Genomic DNA, 26970 nt, shown 5'->3' with positions numbered 1-26970 from the left:
GCGCATCATGAGTACCGCCCCGCGATCACGGTGACGTCCGAGGACAGCGTGGCGATCCTGGCCGTGACGAACCCCGGCATCAAGGGGAGCTCCACGGTGACGGTGGCGTGGACCCGCGCCACCGAACCGGGTGTCTCACACGTCCCGTCCGAACAGCTCACCGTGACAGCGAGGTCCCGCGGGTCGAAACCGTGATCCTGGGCCGCGACGGCGGCGACGTCGTGCACCCTTACGCGATTGAGGTCCTTGGCCTCGAGAACGGACACGGCCTGAGCCGCCTGGTCCGCCGCCGCGACCACGGCGAGGGAACCCGCCTGGACCCGGGCCACCGTGACCACCAGGTACATCACGGGCACGAGCAATAGCAGGCCCAGTCCGATGAACTCCACGATCGCGCTCCCCCGGTCCGGATCGTCCCCGGAACCGCGCCGCGCGAGGACCTCACGAATCCATGTTGACCGCATGCCCACTCACCTCCAGCGCGCGCGGCGGGCCCAGCGTGGCCACGACCGGTAGGGGCGAGACCACACGGATCTCGACCGCCGGCAGTGACCCCACGCTGGTACGGGACACGGAGATGTCCCGCGCATAACTCGCGCCCACGGTGTCGGCGATGATCCCGCGCGTGCGGGCGATGCCGTCCTCGTCGGTGCGGTCCGCGAGGCTCGCGTACCGAGCCCCGGCCGCGGCGGCGTCGATCAGGGTGTTGCGCACGTGCAGCGCGAATCCCACCTGCAGAATGAGGCCGAACAGCACGATCGCGAGCGCGAGGACCATGACGTATTCGGCCACCGCGTTGCCGGCGTCCAGGTCGAGCGCGGGGTCAGAGGCCCGAGACGCGGTTGATGGCATCCTGGAACAACCCCTCCAAGGCGGGCCGGGCGATCAACAACAGCCCCGCCACCAGCACCGCGGACATGAGCGTAAGCATGACCCAGCCGGGTACGTCCCCCCGATCCGGGTGGTCATTACTCGGTGCGAGCCGGGCGGGCAGGGAGACGGTCAGCAGCCACACGGTGGCCGCATGACAGCGCATCAGGTGCTTCATGATTTTCTCCTTGTGTAGTCAGTGGGTTCGGGAGCCGATCCGTCAGAACCCCAGGTCCAGGACCGCAAGTCCGGGGAACACCGCGAACATCACGCTCAACGGCAGGATGAAGAACACGACCGGGACGAGCATCGCGATCTCTTTCTTGCCGGCGATCTCCATCAGGACCCGTTTGTCGTGGTCCCGCACGTCCTGAGCTTGGGCTCGCAGCACGTCAGCGAGCGGGGTGCCCCGTTCGATGGCGACGACGATGCCGTCCACGAACCTGCCCAGCGCCACGACGTCGGTGCGCGCCGAGAAGTCCTGCAGCGCCGTCGTCAATCCGGACCCGGCGCGCGTCTGGGCGAGCACCGCTCGGAATTCCCCGACCAACTCGCCCTCCGCGACCCGGCACACCCGTTCGAGCGCGCCCACGGTGCTTTCCCCGGCGCCTACCGCGAGCGCCATGAGCTCTGCCACAGCGGGGAACTCGGCGAGCATGCGCTTCTCCCGGCGCTGGATACTGCGGCTCAAGAGGTAGTTACGCAGCCATACCCCGGTCCCCGCGCCGAGGACGGCACCCACGGCGAGGATCGCGATGTTCACGTCCGCCCGCAGCACCAGGGCCGTTCCGATCACGCTGCCCACGACCGCTCCGGCCACACCGAAGAGCACCTGTTCGGCGCGGTAGTCCATGACGTCCTTACGGGAACCGTCCCGCACGAGTCGTCGGGCGAGGACGTCCGCGTTGGAGAACAGGGGCGCTGCGCGCTGAAGGATCCAGTGCATGAGGGCGTTGCCCGCCGCACCCGCCAGGGACTGGCCGCGGGAGCGCCGTGAGCGCCAGGGGTTGTCCCCGAGTCCGGCGGAGAGCTCCGCGGCACGCAGTTGCGGGGCGATCCGGTCCGCGAAGCTGGGCGCTCCCACGGCCCTGGCCGCCGCAAGGATGAGCCACAATCCCAGTGCGAGGACGAGTCCGAGCACCCCGGACAGCACGGTGAGGTTCATCGCAGCACCCTCCGCTCGGTGGGTAAGGCGCCCAGGCGCAGCATGAGCTGGTACGCCAGCACCGAGATCGCGAGCCCTCCCAGGAGCACGGCGGCGCCGGTGGCCGTGTTGTAGGCGCGGACCGCTGCGGGTTGGGTGGCCATGAGCGCGAGGATGAGCCACGGTGCCGCCACGGACAGCCGAGCGGCGTTCACGGTCCAGGACTGCCGGGCTTCCAGTTCACTGCGGGTTCGTTCGTTCTCCCGCAGGAACTCGGACAGGGTGCCCAGCAACTTCCCCAGATCGGTGCCGCCCACCTCGCGGGTCACGCGCAGCGCCTCCACGATGTTGTCCGCCACGGGATCGGCGAGCCGCTGCTTGAGCATGGTCAGCGACCCGTGGAGCTGACCGCTAGCACGGTAGTCGGCCGCGAACTGGGCGAACGCGGGTCGCAGGGGTTCCGGTCCCCGGTATTGCAGTTGCATCAGGGCTTCGGGCAGGCCCATCCCCGCGCGGATCGCGGAGCGCAAATGGTCCACGACGTCGGGCCAGACCTCGCGCAGGACGGCCGTGCGGCGTCGTGCGCGCCGTTTGACGAGCCACAGCGGGAGGCACAGTGTCACGAGGAAGACGCACAGGCCGAACACCGCGGCGGACGTCAGCGCCAGGATCAACACCCCCGCCACCAGAGCGAGGAGCAGGCTCAGCCCGATGAACGCCGCGGGTGACAGGCCCGGGAGATCCGCCCGTAACAACAGGGTGCGGAGGTAGCCTGCCCGCGTGTGTTTGGTCCGCGCGGCGGGTGGCCGGGTCCAGCACGACCACCACACGAGGAACACCCCGGTTCCCAGCAGTACTCCGAACAACGCACTCATGGGTCTCGCCGCCCCGTTCGCGACGCGTTGTCCTCGGGCGTAGCGATGCGGCCGGCGTCGTCGGACGCGGTACTCGCCGGAGCGTCGTCGTGAATCAGCGACGCCGGAGAATAGCCCGCGCGCGTGAACTTGTGGGCCGAGGGCAGCTCCGAGGCCACCGCGCGCAGGGCACCGTCCTGTAAGCGGAAGATCGGGTACGTCTCGATGACGCCGTTCTCCACCCGGTTACCGATGCCCAGGATCTCGGCGACGTACCGGTGACCCGAGGGCGCGCGGTGGCAATGGACGACCAGGTCGAAGCACGAGGCCACGGTGGGTACCACGAACGCGCTACTGATGTTCTCGCCCGCGAGCAGCGGCAGGGTGCAGATCTTGGTCACGGCATCACGGGCAGAATTGGCGTGCAGCGAGCACATCCCTGGCAGCCCGGCATTCAGCGCGATGAGCATGTCCAGGCTCTCGGCCTCGCGCACCTCCCCCACGACCAACCGGTCCGGGCGCATGCGCAGCGCCTCCTTCACGAGCCGGCGCAGCGGGATCTCGCCCGTGCCCTCGAGGTTCGCTTGGCGGCACTGCATGCCGACGACGTCGCGCAGCGCCACCTTCAGCTCGAAGACCTCCTCGACCGTGATCACCCTCTCCCGCGGGCCGATCGCCGCGCACAAGCAGTTGAGCAGGGTGGTCTTCCCGGCCTGGGTGGCCCCCGACACCAGGATGTTCAACCCGGCATCCACCGCCGCATGCAGGAACTGCGCGGCCTGGGTGGTGAGCGAACCCAACCCCACCAGATCCTCCAGGCGGCGGGCCCGTGCCACGAACTTGCGGATGTTCACCGCCCAATGCGCCCGGGTGACGTCCGGGATCACCACGTGCAACCGGGAACCGTCCGGCAGGGAGGCGTCCACGAACGGGGAACTCAGATCCAGGCGGCGCCCCGAGGACTTGAGCATGCGCTCCACGAGGGTGCGCACGTGTGACTCGCTCAGCACGAGACTCGTCAGCTCGGATTCGCCGTCGCGGGCGATGTAGATTTCGGTCGGGCCGTTGATCCAGATCTCCTCGACCTCGGGATCATCCAGGAACGGCTGCAACGGACCGTACCCGGCCACCAGGTCCAGCACCGTCTTACGGGCAGCCTCAAGGTCCTGCACCCGCGGCAACCCCGCACGCGCCGAACGCACGTCGTACTCCGCCACCACAGCGGCCACGATCTGGCGGGTGGGCTCCACCTCATGCAACGGATCCAACCCGCTGCGCCGGATCTGCTCACGCACATCCGCCTCGATCAACCCGATCGCGTCCTCGGCGACCCCTACGGCCATGACTCCCCCTGGGATTCCCCCGAACCCGTTACCGGCTGGTCAACTCTGCAGGGAACGCTAGGGGAAATCGCAGCTGATCGACACGACACGGCACCCGGTCTGTGGATAATCCCGCTGACGTGCACCGATGAACCCGGCCATGGGCGTCATGTTCCGACCCACTATGCAACTGCATCGAGCGTGATGGGCATCACGACCAATGGGGCAGGACGCGCTAGTCCGGCCGAGCTGGTCGCCGCGACGTCACTGAGAGACCTGGACCTCGGCAGCACAAGCTCCATGCGGGGCCAACGGCGCAAGTCGAGAATGAGCGTGCGACCCGGCCGCCTTACGATGACGCCACCGATGGAAGGAGGGAAGAGTGGCCAAGCACCTGTTTCTGCCTAAGACCCACCCCCCTCCCGCTTTTCTCGACGAAACAGGCTCGATCTCCCGAGACAGATTCTTCGCTGTCGGCCTTCTCCTTCACCCTGAGCCTCCCCGGGTACTGCGCAGCATGCAGAAGTACCGAGACCGAACCCATGACTACGGCACGTTCCACCTCACGGAGCTCACCCAGGGCGCCCTCAATACTTACAAGGGCTTCGTGGACACCGTCTTGGCCGACAGAGACTTCCGTTTCTTCTGTTGCGTCGCTGCTCGAGATCCTGCCGACCCGGTGGCAGGGTTCGCAGATCCGTGGACGGCCTACCTGAAGTTGTTCGAACGGTTACTCATAGGGGCGATCCGACCGGGATAAATAACGTCTCACAGCGGGACTCGACGGTTCCCGGTCGCCCAAGGCCCTACTCGCAGACCATGTCGCCAAACGATGTGGTGTGCCCGATTTCCTGACCGAGAGGAAGACTGCGTGCCTCGGCTTGAGGATGTATGACCATGCCTCCCAGCCCGGCATCGCTGGGCCCGATTCCGGGGAGTAAAATGACTATGTACCGGGTGTGGCCTCTGGCCTATAGCCCGGTATTTTCTTGCTGTGCGGAACCCGGCCCAGCAGCGTTGTGCCCGGACGAGTACCCCGACGATGGCGCCTCCACCGGCCGACCCAGCGGCGAGGTGTGGCGGAAGGCGCGCACCGAGCGACGCTCGCCGTGGGCGGCGTCGGGCTCCCAGGGCTTCTCGGTCTCCGAGATGGCGATGTGCCGGGCGATGCGGGTGAGCTTGACCTCCTCCGCACGGCGGTGCTGCGCTGTGGTGTACTGCGTGACCATGAACAGCACCACGAGCGCGTAGAGCACCAGGTCCGTACCACGGCCGATGCCCAGGAACCGCGCGACGCTCGTGACGAGGTCCGGGACCAGGATCGAGATGGCCGCGAAGACGAAGAACGCGACGGCCGCGAGCCGGCGGATCGCCTGGTGCTTGGCGTTGGCCCCGCCGCGCACGAGCGTGAGCGCACCGTACGCCACGGCGAGGATGAGGACGATCTGGACCACGATGGTCATGTGGGGGCTCCCGCTACTTCACGAACAGTTCGGTCAGGATGTTCACACCGTTGAGCAGAGACTGGCCCTTGCCCTTGGAGTACTCCGTGTAAATGATCTCCACCGGGTGCTCAACCCACCGGGGCTGGATCTGCGCGAACTGGTTGACGATCTCGGAGGCGTGGGCCATGCGGTTCTGCTTGAGGTGGATCTTGCCCAGGGTCCCCCGGTCGATGGCCCGCAACCCGTTGTGGGCGTCGGAGAGGTCCATCCCGCTCGTGAACTTGGACACGAACGCCGCGGTGCGCAATACGAAGCGTTTTAGCGGTGAGACCTGCGTGCGGTCGTCCAGGAACCGGGAGCCCAGGACCACCTCGGCCTCACCGGAGCGGATGCGCTGAACCATGTCGTACGCGTCGATCACCCGGTGCTGGCCGTCGGAGTCGAACGTGACCACGCAGTCCATCTCCGGGTCTTGCAAGGCGTACTCGAAACCCGTCTGCAGGGCGGCACCCTGACCGAGGTTGATGGGGTGCTGGACCACCACGGCGCCGGCCTCGCGGCAGATCCGCGCGGAGTCGTCACGGGAGCCGTCGTCCACGCACACCACGTGCGGGAACGTCCGGCGGAGGTTCTCCAGGACCTCCCCCACCACCTGGGCCTCGTTGTACACGGGCATCACAATCCACGCTCGACTCACCCGACCATTGTTCCATAGCGCGACCGAGCCACCGGCGTGCCTGCGCCGTCCCAGCAGTGCGTCTGCGGGGATCGTCGCTGGCGTCTCCGACTTCCCCGGCGGGCGGGCACCGCCCGATTGCACCCTGTGGGGTGTGCACGAGCCCCCGCCAGCCCCGTCCACTAAACTTCCCACGTACCCCGCCCCGTTGACATCTGGAGTCATGGATCCCTTGAGCTGGCCAGAAGCACTTCCCCCGTACGCTCTCGTAGCACTCCTCGTGATCCTCCCCGGCACGCTGCTCAGCGTGGCCCTGGGGTTGCGGGGGCTCGCCCGATGGGCGTCGGTGGTGCCGCTGTCCGTGGCCGGCTTCTCCGTCTCCGCCGTCATCTTCGGTTTCGCGGGCGTGCCGTGGAACCCACTCACGGCGTCCGCGGCGTTCGCGGTCGCGGCCGTTATCCTGTGGCTCGTGCTGTGGCCCTCACGACGCCGCCGCACCGGTCCGTGGGCCGGGACCGTCCCGCTGCGGGAACGGATCACTAGCCCCGCCGTGGCCGTGGTGTGCGGTGCGGTGCTGGGGATCGGGATTGTGGTGCAGCGACTGCACCTGATCATGCAGCGCCCCGATGCCATCTCTCAGACCTACGACGCGAACTTCCACTACAACGCGGTGCGCTACATCGAGGACACCGGGTCCGCGTCCTCCCTGACCCTGGGTGGGTTGGGCGTCGTGGAACCAAGCTTCTACCCGGCGGCGTGGCACAACACAGTGGCGTTCGTGGCCCAGGTCGCCGACCTGCCCGTGGCGCTCACGGCGAATGCCATGACCATGATCGTGTGCGGCATGGTGTGGGTGCTGGGGAGCCTGTACTTCACCACCCGGCTGCTGGGTTCGCGTCCCGCCGTGGCGGTGGCCACGGGGCTGATGGCATCCAGTTTCCCCGCGTTCCCGTATCTGCTGAGCTTCTACGGCAACCTGTACCCCAACACGCTCTCCATCGCCATGCTGCCCCTGTGGCTGGGTCTGCTCGCGGATGCCCTGGGGCTGTCCCGGGAGCCCTACCTGCGCTCGAAACTCGCCCTGTGGCTGACCCTGCTCGCGGTCACCGGCGCCATGGGTCTCGCCCACCCCTCCACCGTGGTGGTGGGTCTCGCGCTGCTGTGGATCATGCTCGTGACCGCGTGGTGGCGCACGGTGCGCCGGACCCGCCCGTGGTGGATCAAGGTCCTCGGGGCCGTGGGTCTCGTGGCGATGCCCGCGGTGCTGCAGCAGATCTGGTTCGCCGCGCGCGCCTCCCAGACCGCGTCCTCGTGGCGGCCCCACGTCACCGAGGCGCAGGCCCTGGGTGAGGCCCTCGCGACCGTGCACCCGGACGCCCCCCACCTGCCGTGGGTCCTGGTCCTGCTCGTCCTCGTGGGCGCGGGGAGCCTGCTGCGCCACACCTCCCGCTGGGTGGTGGGAGCATGGTTGTTCCTCGTGTGGCTCTACGTCCTGGTGGCCGCCTCGCGGGACTACTCCTTCCGCTACGACTGGACCGGTGTCTGGTACAACGACTCCCACCGGATCCTGGCGTTGATCCCCGTGGTCGCGGTGCCGCTCGCCACCGCGGGTGCCGTGGCGATCCTGCGCTGGATCGTCTCCCACGTGCGCCAGGCCCTCGGTCGGGCCGCGCGCAGCCGCCAGGCCTCCCCCGCTGTGCGGGACACCGCCGCCCGGATCAGGCCCGTGGTGCGTTCCCGCTGCGCGGCCGTGGTGGGCGAGGTGCTCGCCGTAGTCGTCGGGTGGATGCTGATCCAGACGCAACCCATGACCGACATCGTGGAGTACGGCAAGACGGAGTACGCGAGCGGGGTCGACTACCAGTTGCTGACCCCGGAGGAGCTGCAGCTACTGAACGAGCTGCCCGAGTACGTTCCCCCGGGAGCCACGGTGTACGGCAATCCCCTGACCGGGACCTCCCAGGCCTACTCGGTCGCGGACGTGGACGTGCTGATCCCGCACAACGGCCTGATCGCGGACAAGGACGTCTCCACGATCGTCCACCACCTGGACGAGCTCACGACCGATCCCGCGGTGTGCCCCGCGCTGCGCCGCCACCACGTACAGTTCGTCCTGGACTTCGGCACGCAACAGGTCAACCCGTTCGCGTACTTCGACACGAGCGGCTACTCCGAGCTCACACCCGAGAACGGGTTCGAGTTGATCGCCCAGACCGGTCCCGAGGCCAAGCTGTACGAGATCACCGGTTGCGACTGAGCGGCCCTCCGGCACACGACGACGCCGCCGCGAGACAGGAAATCTGGCGGCGTCGTCCGAAGGTCGGGAAGCGGGGGCGGGCTCAGCCGGCCAGGGGCCCGTCCAGGTCCGGGTCGTACTGGGGCACGAACTCCTCGCCACGCTCGGCGGCCTCGCGTGCCTGCCACTCGCGCTTGCGGCGCTTGTCCTCGAGGGCGCGCGCGAGGCCTTCCGCGTGCTCGCGGCGCACCTCCTCCTCGGGCTGGTTGCGCATGTGGGCGACGGCGCCGTAGACGTTGCCGTCGAAGACCTTGTTGCCGTGGTCCATCACGATGCCGCGCTCGCAGATGTCCATCACGAGGTTGAGGTCGTGGCTGACCACCACGAGGGTCTTGCCCCGGCGCACGAGGTCCTTGATCCGACCGATGCATTTCTTCTGGAACGGCTCGTCCCCCACGGAGAGGATCTCGTCCACCAGGAAGACCTCGGGGTCCGTGTGGATGGCCACGGAGAACGCGAGGCGCAAGTACATGCCGGAGCTGTAGAACTTGACCTCGGTGTCGATGAACTCGGCGATCTCGGAAAAGGCCACGATGTCGTCGAACTTCTCGTCGATCTCCGCCTTGTCCATCCCCAGGATGGCGCCGTTGAGGTAGACGTTGTCGCGGCCCGTGAGATCCGGGTGGAACCCCGCGCCCACCTCGATGAGCCCCGCCACGCGCTCCCGCGTGAGCACCTCCCCCGAGTCCGGGTTCATGACCCCGGAGATCATCTTGAGGGTCGTGGACTTGCCCGAACCGTTGAAGCCCAGCAGGGCCACGGTCTCACCGTCGTAGACATCGAACGAGACGTCGTTGAGTGCCGTGAACTTGGCCGTGAGGTCCCCCTTGCGGCCCTTCACGAGCCACACGAAGGCCTCCTTCATGGAGCGGGTGTGGCGCAGCACGAACTCCTTGGTCATGTGCCTGACCCGGATGGCGACGTCCGCCTCGGTGCGCCCGGGGGTGTGCGGGGTGACTGAACTAGACATGATTCACAGCTCCTGCGCGAAGTTGCCCTCTTGGGACCGGAAGAGCCGGTCCGCGATCACGAAGAGGATCAGGCTGGTGACGATGGCCAACGGGGTCCAGCCCGTCATCAGGTGGGGCGGGACGTGCCAGATCTGCGGGTTATCCGTGGTGGGGAACCAGAACCCGTAGTGGAACAGTTCCACGGCCACCGTGAGGGGGTTGACCATGTAGACGTAATACACCCAGTCCCACAGCTTCTCCCGCACCATGGTCCACATGTAGAGCACGGGCGAGGCCCACGTGGAGACCATGACGATCAGGTCCACGATGTTCTCCGCGTCCCGGAAGAAGACGTTGAACGTGGTGAACAACATGCCCAGGGCCAGGGAGAACAGGGCGATGATCAGCGTCCCCACGACCACGGCCAGCAATTGTTTGAGGTCCGGGCGCCACCCGGTCACGAGACACGCGAGCAGCAGGATGGCCAATTGCGGGACGAAGTGGATGAACGCGACCAGCAGGTTGGACACCGGGAACAACTGCCGTGGCAGGTAGATCTTCTTGAGCAGACCGCCGTTGGCCACCACCGAACGCGATGCGTTGCCGAAGACCTCACCGAACAGGTTCATCACCACGATCCCGGAGAACAAGTAGACCGCGAAGTTCTCGATCCCCCGGTTCAGGTCCAGGAACACGCCCATGGCGATGTAGAACACCAGGAACTGCACGCCCGGCTTGAGGTAGGACCACAACAGACCCAGCACCGTGCCGCGGTACCTGATCTGGATCTCCTTGTCCACGATCAGCTTGAGCAGGAACCTGTTGGCGAACACGTCCCGCAGGCCGCGGTCCTGCCCCGGAGGCCGCAACTGCGTCGCGGGGGCTTGCATTTCCATCTGCCGTCCTTTCCTCGCACGGGCCGTTGTGCGCCGTGACCGGATACACGCCGACGCCGCACGCGGAAGTCTGCGTGCGGCGTCGTGCAGGGGCCAAATTACTGCGCGGGGCCGTTCTCCGCAAAAGTCCGCGCCCACGCGTCCACCGAGGTGATCTCCGGGAGGGCGGCGCGGTACTGCTCGCTCAGCGCGTCCCAACGGGAGAGCAACTCGGCGTGGATCTTGACGCTCTCCACCATGAGCTCACGGACCTGAGCGGGATCCCGGCGGTACCAGGACGCCCCGGTGCCGTCCGCGTTGGAGACGATCGCCGAGTCCAGGGACGCCAGGTAGGACCAGTGGCTGTCCATGTGCGCCACGCTGGCCTCCGGGTACTCCTTGGCCATGTCCCGCACGGGGCGCAGCGTCTGCTTGAGCACGGTGCGCACCGCCCACGGGATCAGCTGCGCCTTGGTCGGAGACTTGGGAGCCCCCATGGTGCGCGGGGGCTTCTTGCGCCGGACCGGCGGCAGAGTGGCCGGGTCCTTGACCACGCGCGCGTCCGAGTACTCGTCCTTCATGGATCGGATCTCGGGCATGCGGGTGGGCAGCATGGCGTGCAGCCCGTCCGGGCCGTCCAGGACGTCCTGGATCGCGAGCAACACGGACTTGGCCGGGTAGTACTGCATGGACACCACGTGCTTGGTGTCCGTGGTCAGGGACTCGCGCAGCATCCGCCCGCCCTTGGCGAACGGCGAGTGCAGCAGGGCCGCGATCAGGCGGTTGCGCTCGTGGAAGTACGCCTGCCAGTCCACGGCGTCGTCCTTGTCCGCCCACGACACGTGCCACACGGCCGCACCCGGCAGGGAGATGGTCGGGTAGCCGGCGGCCTTGGCTCGCAGCGAGTACTCGGAGTCGTCCCACTTGATGAACACCGGCAGGGACAGCCCGATGTCCTCGAGGACCACGCGCGGGATCAGGCACATCCACCAGCCGTTGTAGTCGGCGTCCCAGCGCCGGTGCAGCTGGGGGCGCGAACGCAGACCGCGCTCGGCGAAGTCCACGCCACCCAGGCCGTCGATGGGACCCCACAAGAACCGGTAGGGGTTCACGACCTCCGCGTACGCGTTGAGCAGGGGCTTGTTGTACATGTCGAACATGTGCCCGCCCACGATGGACGGGGTGTGGCACATGTCCGCGAACGCGGTGGCCCGTAGCACGCCCTCGGACTCGAGCAGGATGTCGTCGTCCAGGATCAGGACGTAGTCGGACTTCTCCACGCCGTTCGGGGTGTCCCGGCCGCGCACGACCTCGTACATGTTCCGGGCGAAACCACCGGACCCGCCCATGTTCCCCTGCCGGATCATCCGCAGCTTCCCGCGCATGGCCTGCTCGGCCTGCGGGAAATCGGGTTCGTCCTGGACCAGCTTGTTGCCCTGGTCCACGATGATCAGCTCGTCGAGGACCTCGTCCAGGCCGTCCGCCTCGGCAATGGTCTTGATCGTGTTGACGCAGTAGTCCGGGCGGTTGAACGTGGTCACGCCCAGGGTCACGCGACCCACCGGGCGGCCATGGGACGGCACGAGCCAGGACGCCGCGTCCAGGACCATGCCCTCCTCGTCCGCGATCAGGTCGAACCAGTACCAGCCACCGTCACCGAACGGGGCCAGCGTGAGTTCGAACTCGCACGTGGCGCTCCCGCTGACCCGGCGGTCCTCGACGCGCTGCGCGACCCCGCGAGCATTCGTGCGGTACACGATGAGCGATCCGGCACCCGTAGTGCGCACACGCAGCACCACGGACTCGGCCACGGTCCAGCGGCGCCAGTAGGACGCCGGGAACGCGTTGAAGTAGGAGCCGAACGAGACGCGTCGCCCAGCCCGGATCCGCACCGAACGGCGCGAGAGGATGTCGTCCGGGTGCTGGTTGGCGGTGTCGGCGCCGGCCGAGGACGGGCCGTCCCGGTTGATGGGACCGTCGATGTACAGCGGCAGGGCGTCCAAGTCCTTGTTCGCGGGGAACACGACCCGGGCCACCTCCCGCAGGTCCTCCGCTGTGCTGGGCTCCGTGTTGATCTTGGCCAGGTACTCCTGGTCATCCGTGGTCTGCGGTTCGGGCTGGCTGGCCTGTTCCACGCGTTCGCTGCTCACTCGTCCACTCCTCCGCTGCTCAGGGGCGCACCGGAGGTGAAATGCGGTGCGATCTTGTTGTCCACCATGGACAATGCCGAGCCGATGGCCATGTGCATGTCCAGGTACTTGTACGTGCCTAAGCGGCCGCCGAACAATACCGACGACTCCCCCTTGGCCAGATCCCGGTACGCGAGCAGCTTCTCGCGGTCCGCCTGCGTGTTCACGGGGTAGTAGGGCTCGTCACCCTTCTCGGCGAAACGCGAGAACTCCCGCATGATCACGGTCGCGTCCTTGGTGTAGTCACGCTCCGGGTGGAAGTGGCGGAACTCGTGGATGCGCGTGAACGGGACGTCCTCGTCCGGGTAGTTCATCACCGAGGTGCCCTGGAAGTCCTCGATGTCCAGGACCTCCTCCTCCAGATCGATCGTGCGCCACGAGAGGTCGCCCTGGGCGTAGTCGAAGTACCGGTCCACCGGGCCCGTGTAGACCACGGGGACCTGGCCCACCACGTTCGACTTGGAGAACTCCTGGGAGTCGTCGAAGAAGTCGGTGTCCAGGCGCACGTCGATGTTCGGATGGTCCGCCATGCGCTCAAGCCACGCGGTGTACCCGTCCACGGGCAGGCCCTCGTGGGTGTCGTTGAAGTAGCGGTTGTCGTACGTGTAGCGCACGGGCAGCCGGGAGATGATGGACGCGGGCAGGTCCTTCGGATCGGTCTGCCACTGCTTGCCGGTGTAGTGCTTGATGAACGCCTCGTACAGCGGGCGCCCGATCAGCTGGATGCCCTTGTCGTTGAGATTCTGCGGATCCGTGCCCGCCAGTTCACCGGCTTGCTCGCGGATCAGATCGCGTGCCTCCCCCGGGGAGTACGCCGCGCGGAAGAACTGGTTGATCGTGCCCAGGTTGATGGGCATGGGAAACACCTCCCCCTTGTGCCGGGTGTACACCCGGTGCACGTAGTTCGTGAACGCGGTGAAGCGGTTCACGTACTCCCACACGCGCTCGTTCGAGGTGTGGAACAGGTGGGCCCCGTAGCGGTGCACCTCGATCCCGGTCCGCTCCTCGTTCTCGCTGTAGGCGTTGCCGCCCAGGTGGGAACGCCGGTCGATCATGGTGACCTTCAGACCCATTTCTCGCGCCGCTCGTTCCGCTACGGTCAAACCGAACAGACCCGAGCCCACGACCACCAGATCAGTGTTCATGTGTTTCTCCTAGCATCTTCCGCGATTCATGCACGGACATCGTCTGGCCTAAAAATACCGGACACCACCCCGTGCGCCCTGTGTGACCCGCACAGCGCGGCGCGCGCTCCGCGTTCAGCGGGCGTCCCGGGTGAAGCCGCTGAGCACCCACGCGGCGGCGGCTCGCCCCGACGCCGCGAGCGATGCGTTCTCCCGGGCCCACGTCCGACGGCGCTCACGCGCGCCCTCGCGCTCACCCGAGCGGGCGTCGTCGAGCGCGCGTTCCATGGCGTCCGCGACCGCCTCGGGGGTGAACTCCACGGGCGTTCCCAACCGGTTCTCGGACACGAGGCGGGCACCCGCGCCCACCCCGGCGTAGATGGACGGTGTGCCGCACGCGGCGGCCGCATAGAGCTTGGTGGGCTTGGAGAAGTCGTACCCGGTGTGCGGGATGACGGAGGCGAGGGCGGCCACGGCACCCCGCAGGAACGCCGCGGTGCGCGCCGGGGGCTGCACGCCGTGGAACACGACGTTGTCCGGGGCCAGCCGCGCGGCGACCCCCTGGACGCGGGTGAGGTCCGACCCGCGCCCCAGGACGTGCAGGGTCACCCCGGGGTGGCGCGGCAGGATCCGGGCGAGCGCCTCGATGAAGATGTCCATACCCTGCCATTCGGACACGGACCCCGCGTACACGAAATACGGTCCGTGCCACGGTTCGGCGGGGCCGTCCGCGGTGAAGGTGTCGGTGTCGATCCCGTTCTCGGCGAGGAACATCTTGTCCCGCCCGACCCCGGTCACGCGGCGCAGTTCCTCGCCCATCGACTCGGACACCGTGATCACACCGCCGGCGCGCCGGGCGGACACGGTCTCCGCAACGCGCATCAGCTGCGTCACCACCGAGGGGACGTCCATGTTCAGGGTCGCGGAGGTCCACACGTCCGGGTTGTACCAGATGTACGGACGACGCCGCAGTGCACTCGACAGCCACACCGCGAGTCCCGTGGTGGGGGGTGGTTCGCTCACCACGATGTCCGCGTTCATGGTGAGGAGGCGGGCGAAGGCCTGGACGTCGAAACTCAGGTACTGGGCCACGCCGCGGACGTAGTCCTCGCTGTCCCGCAGAACGGGGACCCGCACGATGCGGTACGGCTCGTCCACGGTGGCCGCAGCCATGGCGCGGGGCGGGTTCGTGGTCAGGACCGTGACGTCGGCCCCCTCTGCGGCGAAGCCCCTGGCCAGGGCGGCCAGACGGAAGGACGCGGCCGCCGGTTCGGGGAGGAAGATTCGGCTGACGATGACAACCTTGCGGGGTCTCATGGCCTTTACTGTCTCATGATTCACGCCCCACTCCGGACCGCGTCCACGGCGCGTGCATGGGCGTTCGGTGGGAAGATCGGCCCGCGGTGAGCCCACTGCACGAGCGAGCCCTTGTACTCCCCCGCGCCGCGCGGATCCACACGGCGGCACGTGTCCTCGCCGCGGGCGGTCACCAGCGGGTGAAGTGCTGTCATGCAGTTGAGTCTCCGGATCACGTGGGCCGGTTCCGGCGTGGTCCACACCGCGCACCTCACCGCCGCATCAGGTGCGCGCGGGGCGGACCTGCACGCCGAACTCGCCCGACTCCTGGGGACGCCGTGCACCGCCATGGTCTCGGGCGTCGATCTCGCGGCCGCGCGCGTGGGCACCCCGCCCCTGACGGATGGTGCCACGGTGGTCCTGACCCCGGAGGCACGGAGTCACGACGACGCGGACGTGCCGGCCGGGCCCGATCGGGCCTCGACGCCGGGTCCCCCATCCCCGGTCGTGCCGCTCGCGGATTCACAGGAGACCGCGTATCTCGTGGCCGTGGAGGGCGTCGGGGTGGGAACGCGCCTCCCGCTGGCCCGCGGAACGCATCAGCTCGCCCTCACGCCCCACGAGCCACGATCACTCCCCGCGTCGCAGCTACGGAAAGACCCCGCCCACCCGACCCTGATCATGGATGACGTGGGCCTGCGGGTGCTCCCGGGAGGCGCAGCACTGCGGCACGGCGACCGGGTCCGCGTGCGGGCGGACGGTCGCGCGTGCACCCTGCGGGTCTCGTTCCCCCCGGCGCACACCGAGGACCTGGCCTGGCCGGATCCGGCGGTGCCCCCGGCAGGATTCACCGCCCAAGAGGCGGATCCGGCCCACCCCTTGCGTGTGGACTCCCCCGCGGTCGGGAAGTCCCGGATCGCCCTGATCGCGGGTCTGCTCCCCCTCCTGGCCGGGATCGGTATCGCGGTGGTCACCCACTGGTGGTTCTTCCTGGTCTTCAGTGCCCTTGGTGCGGTCACGTCCGCGGTGGGTTGGTTCGGCGAGCGCGGCGCTCGGCGCGATCATCGACGTCGCCTGGCCGCGGCACTCCAACGGGACCTGCGCCGCTGTGAGAAGGCGGCGCCGTCGGCCGCGGAGATCGTGGCGCGCGGCCGGGCGGTGCGCAGCCCGTCCCAGAGTGACGGCGGCGGACCCCGCCCGGCCACCGCACTGTCCCATGACGCCACAACGCCCGGACGGATCGGCGCCCCTGCTGAGCGGACACGTCGGTGGGTCCGGCTGGGTCACGCGGCACGGTCCGCGCACATCGTCGGTGACCGTGCGACGGCGCCTCGCGCGGCATTCCATTCCCACGCTCCCGTGTTACTGGATCTGGCGGAGATCGGCAGCCTGACCCTGGTTCTCGACCGGGAACGCGCGGAGGGTGTTCTCCATGCCCTGGCCGTGCAGTTGTTCACGGGGCCCGCGGCGCTCGCCGCATTGCGCGTCTCCCCGGGCATCACGTGGCGCCCGCCCGTGGCCCACGATCTGCTCGCAGCACCCCGCGAGAATCCCACGGCCTCTTCACCGGACCGGGACGTCGCGCTGGAGGTCGTGACACCGGCGTGGGCCGCCACCGCGCCGGCCACGCCCGGGACGCTTCGCATCATCGTGACGGCAGACCCGGAGGGTGCCCCCGGGGACACCGTCGTCACCGCGGGACCGGACGGCCTGCGGCTCAGCAGCCGAGTGGTCCATGCCGTTCCGGGGCTTGCGGAGACCGGGCGCGGGACGCACCTCGCGTTCACGCCGGACACCGTGACCTTCGACACCGCAGAGGCGGCGATCCGCGCGTGGCGACGAGCCGCGGGAGGCGCTCACGGTGGGCCACTGCCTCGCCGCGTCGGCTCGCACGAGCTGGTGGCCGCGCACCTCGGTCCGACCTCCACCTCGCTCGTCGGCACGTGCCGTGGCGGGTCCGCCGCTCGTCCCCAACCCGCGACGTCGAACGTAGCGCTGGCCGCGGTGTTCGGCGTGTCATCCGCGGGGCCGGAGGTCGTCCGGCTCGACGACGAGAACCCGCACCTGCTCGTCGCGGGCACCACGGGATGCGGGAAGTCGGAAGTGCTGCGCACCCTCGTCACGGGGCTCGCACACGCATTCCCACCCGAGCGCCTGGAATTCGTGTTCATCGACTTCAAGGGCGGGGCGGCCCTGGCCCCACTGACGGGGCTACCGCACGTTACGACCCTGCTCACGGACCTGGGACCCGACGAGGTCCGCCGCGCCCTGGCCTTCCTACGCTCCGAGGTGCAGCGCCGCGAGCGGGTCCTGTGCTCCCTCGGGCTCAGTGATATGGCGCAGCTACGGTGCGCCGCGAGCGGTGCACTTCCCCTACGGGAGCTCGTGGTCGTGGTGGACGAGGCCAGGATGCTCACGGATGCCTTCCCGGATGCGGGGCAACAGCTCGCGGTGATTGCCGCGGTGGGCCGTTCCCTCGGTGTGCACCTCGTGCTCGCGACCCAGCGTCCCCAGGGTGCATTGAGCGCGGACGTGCGCGCCAACATCACCCAGGCACTGTGTCTGCGGGTGCGCAGTGATCAGGAGTCGATGGACGTACTCGGAACCGCCGCGGCGGCCCGCATCGCCCCGGGCATCCCGGGCCGCGGGTTCCTGGACCGCGGGGACGGCCCGCCCGTGGAGGTGCAGGCGGCGGTCCTGACCCGCATGATCCCACCGCGGCCCGAGCCCCTGGTGCTTCATTTCGATCCCGGACCCCTTCCGAGCCCGCCCGCTGCGGGAACCGGGCGCGTCCGCCTCACCGCGTCCTCGGAGCGGGAAGCCGGGGTCACCGCCGCGGTGCGCGACGTCTCCCGCGCCTGGCACGGGTATCCGCCGCCCACCTCCGCTGATATGGCATCGTCTCGCGTTCCCGCCGACGCCGCTGTCCCACCGCCCCTGCCCCGCCACGTGCCCGCGGTGCGCACCGACGGTGACGAGGTGGATCTGGGTGCCGGGGAGAATCCGGCGGCCCACTGGTGCGGGCGGGTCTCGTGGCACCCGTGGCAGGACGGGCCACTGTTGCTGATCGGACACCCCGAGGCCACGCGCAAGGGGCTGCGCGACGTGCTGCGGCGCTGCGCCCACATCCGGATCCCGACCGCCACGGACCAGGCACACACGGGGGTGGCGGTGTACGTCCTTACCGCCTCGGGCCAGGCCGTGGAGGGGCTCACCACGGCGGACGGTCGGCCCCTGCACCCCGCCGTCCGCGGCTGCGCCCGTGCGGACCAGCCCGGGGACGTGGCCCACCTGGTGCGACAACTCCACGAGGGTCTCGAGCACGCGTCCACCGTTCCCAGGGACCCCCCGTCACGCGCCGTCCTCGCCGTCGACGACTGGGATCGCTGTTGCCAGGTCCTGCGTGCGAGCACGTGGGCGTACCTGGAGGACGAGCTGGTGTCCCTCATGGCCACGGGTGCGTCCCGAGGGTTGTCCTGCGTGGTCGCGGGGGATCGCGCACTGGTTGCGGGACGCGCGTCCCACCTCGGCTCCAACCGCTTGTACTTCCCACAAGGACAGAGCAACGACGCCCTCGCGCAGTGGCCCCGCCTGCCCCCGTTCACGCCGCATCCCGAGCGAGCCGCCCTCGCGGGCCCGATGGCCGCCCGCTGCACGCCGTGGGGCGCGGAAGATTCTTCGGGGCACCTCGCGGTCGTCCAGCTCGCCGGGGGGCTCGGACCCGATGCGCCCGCGGTCGCCCACAGTGCCCCGCCCGGGCCCACCGTGCCCACGGACCTCCGGGATGCCCGGCTCGTCCCGCCACGGCCCGATGAACCTGCGGGTGCACTCGCCGCCGCGTCCCAGGATTCCCCGGACGCACGGCGCACCGACGGCCCGACGCACCAGACGGCGAACCCGTGGCCCACGTCCTTCCCCTTGCCCACCGTGTGGCATGTCCCCGATCGGCCCGTGGCCGGCTTGGTGCTGGGTGTCACGCGGGACGGGCAATGCGCCGTTCACCCGTGGGGTCCCGGTTCGACCCTGATCGTCGCCGGCCCGGCGCGGTCGGGGCGATCCACGTTCCTCGACGCCGCCCGTTCCGGGTTGGCTGCACGCGCATCCGGAGACGGCGGGCCTGGACATCTCGTATTCGCCGGCTCCCCCAGCACCGCAGCCGAGGCCGAGGAGCTCCTGCACGCCGCCAGGTCAGCTGATCGGTCGGCCACGATCGTGATCGACGACGCGGACCACCTCACCTCCGATGTCCTCCGGGCACTGGCCACCGCGTGGTCCGCGCATGCTTCCCCGGTCGAGTCCCACCAGGCGGCGGACAGCTCAGCCACCGCCTCGGCCCAGCCCGGGGCACGAATGATCGTGGGCGTGCGCCTCACGGATGCGCTCGCGGGGACCTTTCCCCCGCTACTCGCGTGGCGACAGCACGCGGACACGCTCCTGGTGCGTCCACGGCGGGTGTTCGACGGTGACGTGTTCGGCGTGTCCCTCACGGGCCTTGCGCTGGGCGGGCCGCCCGGCCGCGCGGTCTGGGTGCACCGCGGCCTCGCGGAACCGGTGCAGCTGCCCGCGCCCGCGCAGGCGGTCACAGGGTGAGAGGTACGACGACGCTCGGCCCCGTTCGGCGGGCCACGCCCCGCAACCGTTCGGTCACCCGGGGGCCGTTGCGGTGGACGCCATCACTGCCGGCTCGCGCGAGCATCGGTGCCTGAGGTCCCGGCGTGCTCCGCGGGAGGTCCCGCGAGGTCAGCGAGCGACGTCGTCGTGGGTGCGATGCATCCAGGCGACGGTGCGCGGTGCGAACAAGCACAGGACGGTGACCACCGCGATCGCCGCGACCACGATCCCCCAGAAGCCCATGGTGAGCTGCAGGAAGGACAGTCCGACGATCAACAAGAACGCTTGAGACACCAGGACCGCGGCGCGCGGCCAGCGTAAACCTCGCCAGGTCCCGCGGGCCGCCGCGCCGAGCCACAACGCACCCGCGGCGAGCACCACGGTCGCGAAGATGATCCCCGCCATGGGTAGGACATGCACGGAGAACAGGGAGACGACCAGGCCCACGGCAACCGCGAGCAATGCCGCACCCTCCAACGCCACCAGCACGGTGATCACGGATGCGGTCCAGGGCCGGGAGCTCGCGGCTCCGGGGGCGGTACGACGATCCGGGGCGGCCATGCGGAAAACCTTTCGGCGGGAACGGGAGCACTCCCACTGTAGTGACCGCATCGGCCCGCGGTCGGTGACGGCTGCCGGGAACCTGTCCCGTCCGCTGATGCCGGCGGCCGATGCCACCGGTCGGTGCCGACGGCTCATTCGGGAGACCGGTCCTAACACTCGGTCCCGGCCACCGATGCCGGCCGTCGGCCGCGCGGGCAGCGGCCCGAGCAACCGGTCCCACGGGTCCGTCTCATCGGTGGGTCCCAGTCGCCGGTACAGGGGCCGGCCTCGCGCACGGACATCCGGCGGCAATCGTTGCGAGGGGCGCCTTGGGATGTGATATAGCGCTCACACTCTTGTTTACTGTGTGTTTACGTGGGAAAATAATGGGCAGAATCCCCAGGGCCCGACATTCACGGGCCTTTTCTGTGTGTCATTCCCCCCGAAAATCCGCGATGCGGCTCGCTGCCGCACTGCTTGGGATGCGCACGGGCCCGCACCCACGAACCCGAAAGGAGCCGTGCCGTCATGGATTGGCGTAGTCGCGCAGCTTGCCTCGAAAAGGATCCCGAACTGTTCTTCCCGGTGGGCAACACCGGCCCCGCCCTGTTGCAGATCGAAGAAGCCAAGGCCGTGTGCCGCACGTGCGAGGTCATGGACACGTGCCTGCAGTGGGCCCTCGAATCCGGTCAGGACGCCGGTGTGTGGGGCGGTATGAGCGAGGACGAACGGCGTGCGTTGAAGCGCCGCGCCGCCCGCGCCCGCCGCGCCTCCTGAGTCCGTTCCCCACGGCGGCCCGTGACCTGCTCCCACGAGCGGGTCACGGGCCGCCGTCGTCCGCGGCCGGCTGGGCGTGTCAGGAGCGCCCGGACGTCGCCTGCGGGAACCGGGCGGTGATGATCACGCTCGTCCCACCCCCGTCAGCGGGTTGCCACCGGATGCCGCCCTGCAGCTCACCGGCCACGAGCGTGCGCACGATCTGCATCCCGAGTCCCTCGCCCTCCGCGGGTGGGCGGTAGGCGTCCACACCGGATTCCTCGATCACGGCGTCCCCCATGCCGCGCCCGTCGTCGTTGATCGCGATCTCGACGACGCGGTACCTCTCTCCCGCGTCCGTGACCTCGTCCTGCCGGTGCGTCACCGCGAGTTCCACGGTGCCGTCCCGGTCCTTGAGCCCGTGCCCCACGGCGTTGGCCACGATCTCGTTGACCACGAGGGCCACGGACGTCGCACTCTTGGACGGCAACCGACCGAACCGGCCGCTGACCCGGGTGCGCACGTGCTGGCCCGCGGAGGCGGTTTCCACCGCGAGTTTGACCTGGTGGCGGATGAGGTCGTCGAAGTCCACGTCCTCCGAGATCTCGTGGGACAGGGACTCGTGCACGCGCGCGATCGCACTCACGCGCCGCATGGCCTGCTGCAGGCCGTTGCGTCCCTCGTCGGAATGCATACGCCGGGACTGCAGACGCAGGAGGGCGGAGACCGTCTGCAGGTTGTTCTTGACCCGGTGGTGGATCTCCCGGATCGTCGCGTCCTTGGAGACGAGCTGCAGGTCTCGGCGCCGCAGTTCCGTGACGTCCCGGCACAGCAACAGCGCCCCGGTGCGTTCCGGGCCCTCCCGCAGCGGGATCGCACGCAGCGTGGCCGAGGCCTTGCCGGTGGCGAGTTCTGCGCGCCACGGCATGGTCCCCGCGAGCACGGGCGCCAGGGTCTCGTCCACGCCAGGGGCGGTCAGGGGCAACTGACGTGCCACGTGCAACAGGTTCTGCCCCGTGATGTCCCCCGCCAGACCCAGCCGCCGGAACGTGGACAGACCGTTGGGGGAACAGAACTCCACGGTTCCCTCGGCGTTGAGCCGCATGATGCCGTCCCCCACGCGCGGGGCGCCGCGGCGGGAATCGGTGCGCACCGCGAAATCCGGCCACGTCCCCTGGTTCGCCATGCGCAGCAGGGCAGAGGCCAGCTCGTGGTATACGAGTTCCATGCGGGACGGCAAGCGGTCGTGCTGGGGGTCCGCGGTGAGACTGACGACGGCGATCGTGCGGTTGTTGCGCACGAGCGGCACGAGGGTGACCGACCGCGACGCGAGGCTCGACCATTCCGATGGACCGGCCCGTTCGATCCGCCGGTCCACCCACGCCCTGCGCAGTGTGAACGCGGCCTCGCCACCCACGACCTCCCCCACCATGTCCTTCTGGTAAGCGGTGGGGCCCGTGGTGGGCCGGGCATGCGCCAGCACGAGGAACTCGCTGCCCTCGCCCGGAATCGGATCCCCCGTGGGGCTCTCGGCGGCGGGGATCACGTCCGCGGGGAAGCACAACAGCAGGTCCCCGAAGCCCAGGTCCGCGACCATCTGCCAGTCCCCCACGAGCAGGTGCAGCCACTCGGCGTCCCCGGCGTCGAAGTCCGGGACAGATCGCAACGGATCCGTGAAGGCCATGGAACGCTCGCTTTCCAATGCTCAACCGCGGCGCAACCACGCGCCCATCCGACGCCCCAGCCTAGTCCCCGCCGGACCCGCTCCCGCGCCCACGGGTTCCGCCGCGCCTCCGTGTGCGTCGGGCTCGCGCATCCGCCGCACGAGCTCCGCGAGCGCACTCATCTCGTGGCGTAGCGCGCTGCGCGGCGCGGTCTCCGCGAGTACGGCGCCGGCGAGCAGGGCGTCGTCGCACGTCTTGGCGTCCCACGAGAGGGTGTGGGCCACGGGGTACCCGGGCGAGAAACGCTCCCAGGCCTCCCGCACGGACTCGGCCGCGGAGCGACCGGTGGCGGCGGCGCGCAGTTTGTTCATGACGACGACGATGCGCGCGTCCGGCGCCGCGTCCAGCAGGTCCGGCAGAGCCTTGACGAGCCGCGGGACGCCGAGGGTATCCGCTGCCCCGAGTGCGATCACGACGTCCGCGGCCGCGACCGCGGTCAACGTCCCGGCGTTGCGCCGCGGGGCCATGAAATCGGAGCTGATCTCCTCGTCGGACTCGAGGCCGGAGGCGGTGTCCACGACCACGGCGTCGTAGTCCTCCCGGGCGCGGTCGAGCACGAGGTCCAGGGCAGAACCCCGGATCTCGGGCCAGCGGTCGTAGCGGGTGATCCCGGTCAGCACGTCCAGCGAGGCGCCCGCGACGGACACCGTGCTCGCGCAGCGTCGCAGTCCCTCCCGGTCCAGCCGCGCCTGGTCGGCGAGCCGGCAGGCCTGCGCCAGCCCCGCGGCTTCGTCCAGCATCCCGAGGCTCGCCGCGACCGAGGCGGCATAGGTGTCCGCGTCCACGAGCAGCACACGCCGCCCGAGCAGGGCGAGTTCCGCCGCGAGATTGAGCGAGGTGACCGTGCGGCCGGGCGCTCCGGCCGGTCCCCACACGGCGATCAACCGGCAGGCTTCGGCATCGTCGAGGGCGTCCGACTCGTCGGGGTCATGCGCCGTCGCGGGATCGCCCGATGACCCAGCGGATACGGCGGATCCCGAGCCGAGTCCGGCGCCGTCGGGGCCGATGCGCCCTTCCCCGGGGGCGCTGTCCGGGGAGGCTTCGGAATCCGTGATTGCTCGGTCCAAGGCTCGCCCGGCTGCGTCTTCGTGCGATGCCGGCCCGTCCGAGGGCGCATCAGTCGCCGCCGCGCCGTTCGACGTCGCTCCCTTCGATGCCGCCCCGCGCCCGGGTGCCGGGCGTTCGCCGGGCGCCGCAGCGCCGTCGTCACGCACCGACGACGGCGAGCGCGCGGGACCGAGCATCGCGCGGGTGATGATCCGGGCGAGTTCCTCCCCGGTGGCGTCCGGGGGCACGCTGCCGACACCCAGACGCTGCACGCGGGACTCGTCGTGTCCCTCGACCACCAGGACCCGCAGGTCGTCGGTCTCGAGTTGATCGAGCAGGCTCGCGGTGAGCTCCTCGGCGCCCTCCGCGACGAGCGCCACGTGGGCCATGCGGGTGTGGGCGCACGCGAGCAGTTCGGCGAGGTCCAGACAGCGCCGCACCACCGTGACGTCCCCGTGCAACCGTTCGAGCCGGTCCACGAGCGGCCACGTGCTCGTCCCGAGCGTCACGACTGAGATACTCACGAGCCGGAACCCGCCGTGTTGAGCACCAGGGTCACCTTGGCGTCGTTGCCGAGCGCGTCCACGAGCGGACCCACCTGGGCCTGCGTGACGAGCACGTAGACCGTGGCCGAGGCGTTACCGCCAAGCGCCGTGTCCTTGGTGTCCACGCGCGCGATTTCCGCGCCCGTGACGAGTTTCTCGGGCGCCCCGTACCCGCGCCCCGTGGGTTTGGGCTCGGCCACCCATACGTCCACGTGGGACCCCGCCTCCGCCTGGGCCGGCATGGGGGTGGTCAGGGCGACCCCCACGGGTGTGCGGTCGAGCTCGTCCGCGGTGCCCACCGCCGCAGCCGGCACGAGTTGCCCGCGCGCCACGCGCTGGGTCACCACCGCGTTCTCCCGCAGTTGCCCGTCCGGGACGTACTGCGCGGAGGAATCCTGCAGGTGTGCGTCCACCGTGCCCAGGTCCTCCCGCGTGATCCGTTGCCCCACGGAGAGGTCGTTGGCCGCGACGTAGTACGGCTGGGTACGGTTGGCCGTGGCGACCAGCAGGGTCACCCCCAGCACGGAGAGCAGGACCAGCAGCAGCCCCACGAGCAGCCGCGGATCCCGCCAGGACGGTTTGCGGAATCGTGCGGCCGTGGACCGTCCCGAGCGCTCGAGCGCCGCGGTGCTCCCCATGCTGACATCCTTTCGTGATGCGCCGGCCCCCGCCGGCTGCACCCGAGTGTGCCGCGTCGCACACCGCGCTGGGAAGTGTGACGAACGACCTGTGGACGGAGGTGGCCACGTGTTCATTCCGCCCAGGACCTGTTGATAACCCGCCACCTACCCCCTCACGTGGGACAATGACGAGCGAACCCCGATGAAACAGCATGCAACGGCACCTAAGAAAGTGATGGTCCGGAATGTCCCAGCAGCGATTCCTCACACTCGCGGACGTCGCCGAGATCCTCTCGATCTCCGTCCCGCAAGCGCGTGCCATGGTGCGTTCGGGGGAGCTTCCCGCGATCCAGGTGGGCGGCCGGGGGCAGTGGCGCGTAGAGACGGTCAAGCTGGAGGAGTACATCCAACAGGGCTACGAGCGCACCGAGCAAGCGGTGCGTGAGGGCACCCTGCACTGACACACCCTTGGGACGCCGGGCGACTCACCCCGCATCGAGGGACGAGACCAGCGCCACGGCATGGAACCCCACCGTGCGCACCGCGGTGACCGAGCTGCGTCGGCGGAACTGGTCCTGCGGGTGCACCGCGACGTCGAAGAAGTCCTGACCCACGGCGTCCACCGTGCCCTCGATCTCCCCGTGACGGGATTCGTCCTGCAGCACGACCCGCACGTGCACGCGCGCGGTGCTGAGGGCGCGCAGGACGTGGCCCATGCCGAGCCTGCGGATGGTCGAACGTTCCGGGAGCACTTCGAAGCGACGCGGTAGTCCCTCCCACCACACCACGCTGTGCAGTGGGACCAGGTGCTGGAGGTGCCGCTCGCGCACCACGACCCAGCCGGAGCCCACGTCCGCGAGCTCTCCCTCCAGGGTGTCACCGCGCGCTGGGCGCAACCGCACGGGACCGCCGCGGTGTGCCGCGAGCCGCTCGAGCAGCGTGAGCCGTGACAGCTCCGCCCGCGCGGTCTCCACGGCCTCCTGCTCCACGAGCCGCACCCTGGCCTGCTCGAGTTGGGCCTCCATGTCCTCGAAGAGGTCGTCCCAGCGCATCCGCCACCGTCCTTGGGTCTCGTGGTCCTGAGGTCACGCTACGGCGTGCAGGGGCCGGCTCCGCGTCGGATGTCATGCCGACATGAATGCAATTGCAACGATGATTGACAGCCGAGTGAGACCGCTGAATGATCTAAAAATGTCAAACGACATCAAACAGCACTATTCGGAGGCAAAGATGTCTGCGATCCATCGATCGGCACCTCCCACCGGCACCCGCTTGGCCGTCGCGTGGCTCGGCGTCCCCGTGCTGGCCGGGGCGCTGGGGGTTCTGGGCCTCGGATATGCGCAGACTCTGCGCGCCACAGGATCCGGTCAAGACCCCGACCTGTTGGTCGCGGTGGTCGCGGCGGGTGCGTGCCTCGCCGTGGCCGGGTGGTGGGTCGGTGGACTGGTGATGCTCGCCCTCGCCCGGGCGGCCCGGCGACTGCGCTGGCACAGCCTGGAGCGGTGGGCCACGCGCCTCACGCCCACCCTGGTCGCGCGCACCGCGGTCGCCCTCGTGGGCGTGCAGCTCGTGGTCGTGGCGCCCGCCCACGCCGACGACGCCGCCCTCGACCCCTTCTGGGCCCCGGCCACCGCCGGTACCGAGCAGCTCGCGGAGCCCTCCGCCCCCGCGCCGGAATCCGTTCAGGAAGCTGTTCCCGACACCGCACCCGGAGCGCAGACGCGCGGCCCGGAAGCGACCCCCGAATCCACGGCCGCTCCTGTACGGGCCCCGGAGGCCCCGACCTCGATGCTCGAGCCGGCCAACCCGCCCGCTGGGCAGCGCGTCTCCAACGGCGTCCTCACCGTGATGGCCGGGGACACTCTGTGGGACCTCACCGAACAATTGCTGGGGCCGGGGGCCACGGACGCCACCGTGTGCCACAACCTCCCGGCGTGGCTCGAGCTGAACGCCGTGGCGCACCAGGGGGATCTGATCCGCCCCGGGGACCAGTTACGCGTTCCGCCCCACCTGCTCGATGCGGCGGGCACACCGCACGAGGAGCGCTGCACCGGATAGGTCTGCCCGAGGCGGGTCCGCCCTG

The 26970-nt window shown here is 69.5% G+C and carries 25 protein-coding genes; 6 read left to right on the top strand and 19 right to left on the bottom strand.

Annotated elements, in window-relative coordinates; all coding sequences use genetic code 11:
• Positions 1-5: 5 nt before the first annotated feature.
• From ACW9PK_RS10680 to ACW9PK_RS10655, 6 genes are read right to left on the bottom strand one after another with little or no spacing between them, the layout of a single operon-like run.
• Positions 6-464 (bottom strand): hypothetical protein, encoded by a 459-nt coding sequence (locus ACW9PK_RS10680; protein WP_231885499.1) that lies wholly within the window; start codon positions 462-464, stop codon positions 6-8.
• A complete protein-coding gene (locus ACW9PK_RS10675) occupies positions 442-852 on the bottom strand; it encodes a TadE/TadG family type IV pilus assembly protein (protein WP_457015822.1) in 411 nt (136 codons plus the stop codon). The genes ACW9PK_RS10680 and ACW9PK_RS10675 overlap by 23 nt, the downstream gene beginning before the upstream one ends.
• Positions 824-1048: a hypothetical protein gene (locus tag ACW9PK_RS10670; RefSeq protein ID WP_131332647.1), complete on the bottom strand. Its 225-nt coding sequence runs from the start codon at positions 1046-1048 to the stop codon at positions 824-826. Before ACW9PK_RS10670 ends, ACW9PK_RS10675 begins: the two co-directional genes overlap by 29 nt.
• 42 nt (positions 1049-1090) lie before the next feature.
• Positions 1091-2035, bottom strand: coding sequence for a type II secretion system F family protein (locus ACW9PK_RS10665; protein WP_457015821.1), 945 nt, complete (start codon positions 2033-2035; stop codon positions 1091-1093).
• Positions 2032-2889 carry a type II secretion system F family protein gene (locus tag ACW9PK_RS10660; RefSeq protein ID WP_085107572.1) on the bottom strand — a complete coding sequence of 286 codons (858 nt, stop codon included), beginning with the start codon at positions 2887-2889 and terminating at the stop codon, positions 2032-2034. The genes ACW9PK_RS10665 and ACW9PK_RS10660 overlap by 4 nt, the downstream gene beginning before the upstream one ends.
• On the bottom strand, positions 2886-4211 hold the full coding sequence (locus tag ACW9PK_RS10655) for a CpaF family protein (protein ID WP_240919105.1): 1326 nt from the start codon (positions 4209-4211) through the stop codon (positions 2886-2888). Before ACW9PK_RS10655 ends, ACW9PK_RS10660 begins: the two co-directional genes overlap by 4 nt.
• 361 nt (positions 4212-4572) lie before the next feature.
• Here ACW9PK_RS10655 and ACW9PK_RS10650 point away from each other — a divergent pair, with 361 nt between their 5' ends.
• Complete coding sequence (locus ACW9PK_RS10650) at positions 4573-4950, top strand: hypothetical protein (RefSeq protein ID WP_144930665.1); 378 nt, start codon at positions 4573-4575, stop codon at positions 4948-4950.
• A gap of 211 nt (positions 4951-5161) precedes the next feature.
• Here ACW9PK_RS10650 and ACW9PK_RS10645 read toward each other — a convergent pair whose 3' ends face one another.
• Together ACW9PK_RS10645 and ACW9PK_RS10640 are read right to left on the bottom strand one after the other, a co-directional pair.
• Positions 5162-5653: a DUF2304 domain-containing protein gene (locus ACW9PK_RS10645; protein ID WP_131332643.1), complete on the bottom strand. Its 492-nt coding sequence runs from the start codon at positions 5651-5653 to the stop codon at positions 5162-5164.
• A 13-nt stretch (positions 5654-5666) separates the two neighbouring features.
• Positions 5667-6332, bottom strand: coding sequence for a glycosyltransferase family 2 protein (locus ACW9PK_RS10640; protein WP_183085827.1), 666 nt, complete (start codon positions 6330-6332; stop codon positions 5667-5669).
• A gap of 202 nt (positions 6333-6534) precedes the next feature.
• Between ACW9PK_RS10640 and ACW9PK_RS10635 the strand changes: the two genes are divergently transcribed.
• Positions 6535-8568 (top strand): DUF6541 family protein, encoded by a 2034-nt coding sequence (locus ACW9PK_RS10635; protein WP_457015820.1) that lies wholly within the window; start codon positions 6535-6537, stop codon positions 8566-8568.
• A gap of 82 nt (positions 8569-8650) precedes the next feature.
• Here the strand turns inward: ACW9PK_RS10635 and ACW9PK_RS10630 are convergent, their stop codons facing one another.
• The 6 genes from ACW9PK_RS10630 to ACW9PK_RS10605 form a co-directional block, all read right to left on the bottom strand.
• Positions 8651-9577, bottom strand: a complete 927-nt coding sequence (locus ACW9PK_RS10630) for an ABC transporter ATP-binding protein (protein WP_167318330.1) — start codon at positions 9575-9577, stop codon at positions 8651-8653.
• Between the two features lie 3 nt (positions 9578-9580).
• Entirely contained in the window at positions 9581-10453 is an 873-nt protein-coding gene (locus tag ACW9PK_RS10625; protein ID WP_085107590.1) for an ABC transporter permease, read from the bottom strand.
• Between the two features lie 98 nt (positions 10454-10551).
• Positions 10552-12582 (bottom strand): glycosyltransferase, encoded by a 2031-nt coding sequence (locus tag ACW9PK_RS10620; RefSeq protein WP_457015818.1) that lies wholly within the window; start codon positions 12580-12582, stop codon positions 10552-10554.
• Positions 12579-13766, bottom strand: coding sequence for a UDP-galactopyranose mutase (gene glf, locus ACW9PK_RS10615; RefSeq protein ID WP_131332640.1), 1188 nt, complete (start codon positions 13764-13766; stop codon positions 12579-12581). The genes ACW9PK_RS10620 and glf overlap by 4 nt, the downstream gene beginning before the upstream one ends.
• A 114-nt stretch (positions 13767-13880) precedes the next feature.
• On the bottom strand, positions 13881-15062 hold the full coding sequence (locus ACW9PK_RS10610; RefSeq protein WP_368844349.1) for a glycosyltransferase family 4 protein: 1182 nt from the start codon (positions 15060-15062) through the stop codon (positions 13881-13883).
• A 20-nt stretch (positions 15063-15082) separates the two neighbouring features.
• Complete coding sequence (locus ACW9PK_RS10605; RefSeq protein WP_368844348.1) at positions 15083-15256, bottom strand: hypothetical protein; 174 nt, start codon at positions 15254-15256, stop codon at positions 15083-15085.
• Between ACW9PK_RS10605 and ACW9PK_RS10600 the strand changes: the two genes are divergently transcribed.
• Positions 15255-19631 (top strand): FtsK/SpoIIIE domain-containing protein, encoded by a 4377-nt coding sequence (locus tag ACW9PK_RS10600; RefSeq protein WP_368844347.1) that lies wholly within the window; start codon positions 15255-15257, stop codon positions 19629-19631. The two genes, ACW9PK_RS10605 and ACW9PK_RS10600, sit on opposite strands and share 2 nt — an antisense overlap.
• A gap of 150 nt (positions 19632-19781) precedes the next feature.
• Here ACW9PK_RS10600 and ACW9PK_RS10595 read toward each other — a convergent pair whose 3' ends face one another.
• Positions 19782-20213, bottom strand: a complete 432-nt coding sequence (locus ACW9PK_RS10595; RefSeq protein ID WP_085107598.1) for a hypothetical protein — start codon at positions 20211-20213, stop codon at positions 19782-19784.
• Positions 20214-20723: 510 nt separating this feature from the next.
• Between ACW9PK_RS10595 and ACW9PK_RS10590 the strand changes: the two genes are divergently transcribed.
• A complete protein-coding gene (locus ACW9PK_RS10590) occupies positions 20724-20972 on the top strand; it encodes a WhiB family transcriptional regulator (RefSeq protein ID WP_019309413.1) in 249 nt (82 codons plus the stop codon).
• Positions 20973-21051: 79 nt separating this feature from the next.
• Here ACW9PK_RS10590 and ACW9PK_RS10585 read toward each other — a convergent pair whose 3' ends face one another.
• Genes ACW9PK_RS10585 through ACW9PK_RS10575 form a run of 3 tightly spaced genes read right to left on the bottom strand, consistent with a single transcriptional unit; the run spans position 21052 to position 24905 of the window.
• Positions 21052-22635 carry a sensor histidine kinase gene (locus tag ACW9PK_RS10585; RefSeq protein WP_457015815.1) on the bottom strand — a complete coding sequence of 528 codons (1584 nt, stop codon included), beginning with the start codon at positions 22633-22635 and terminating at the stop codon, positions 21052-21054.
• 21 nt (positions 22636-22656) lie between these two features.
• Positions 22657-24246 (bottom strand): AAA family ATPase, encoded by a 1590-nt coding sequence (locus ACW9PK_RS10580; protein WP_368844345.1) that lies wholly within the window; start codon positions 24244-24246, stop codon positions 22657-22659.
• Positions 24243-24905, bottom strand: coding sequence for an SAF domain-containing protein (locus tag ACW9PK_RS10575; protein ID WP_121544362.1), 663 nt, complete (start codon positions 24903-24905; stop codon positions 24243-24245). Before ACW9PK_RS10575 ends, ACW9PK_RS10580 begins: the two co-directional genes overlap by 4 nt.
• Before the next feature lie 227 nt (positions 24906-25132).
• Between ACW9PK_RS10575 and ACW9PK_RS10570 the strand changes: the two genes are divergently transcribed.
• Positions 25133-25348: a helix-turn-helix domain-containing protein gene (locus tag ACW9PK_RS10570; protein WP_085107605.1), complete on the top strand. Its 216-nt coding sequence runs from the start codon at positions 25133-25135 to the stop codon at positions 25346-25348.
• Positions 25349-25372: 24 nt separating this feature from the next.
• Here the strand turns inward: ACW9PK_RS10570 and ACW9PK_RS10565 are convergent, their stop codons facing one another.
• Complete coding sequence (locus tag ACW9PK_RS10565; protein ID WP_085107607.1) at positions 25373-25939, bottom strand: hypothetical protein; 567 nt, start codon at positions 25937-25939, stop codon at positions 25373-25375.
• Between the two features lie 178 nt (positions 25940-26117).
• Here ACW9PK_RS10565 and ACW9PK_RS10560 point away from each other — a divergent pair, with 178 nt between their 5' ends.
• On the top strand, positions 26118-26945 hold the full coding sequence (locus tag ACW9PK_RS10560) for a LysM peptidoglycan-binding domain-containing protein (RefSeq protein ID WP_457015813.1): 828 nt from the start codon (positions 26118-26120) through the stop codon (positions 26943-26945).
• The last annotated feature ends 25 nt before the right edge of the window (positions 26946-26970 follow it).

This window comes from Kocuria sp. MNB10 (assembly GCF_054073685.1).
This window is presented reverse-complemented; position numbering and strand designations above follow the sequence as displayed.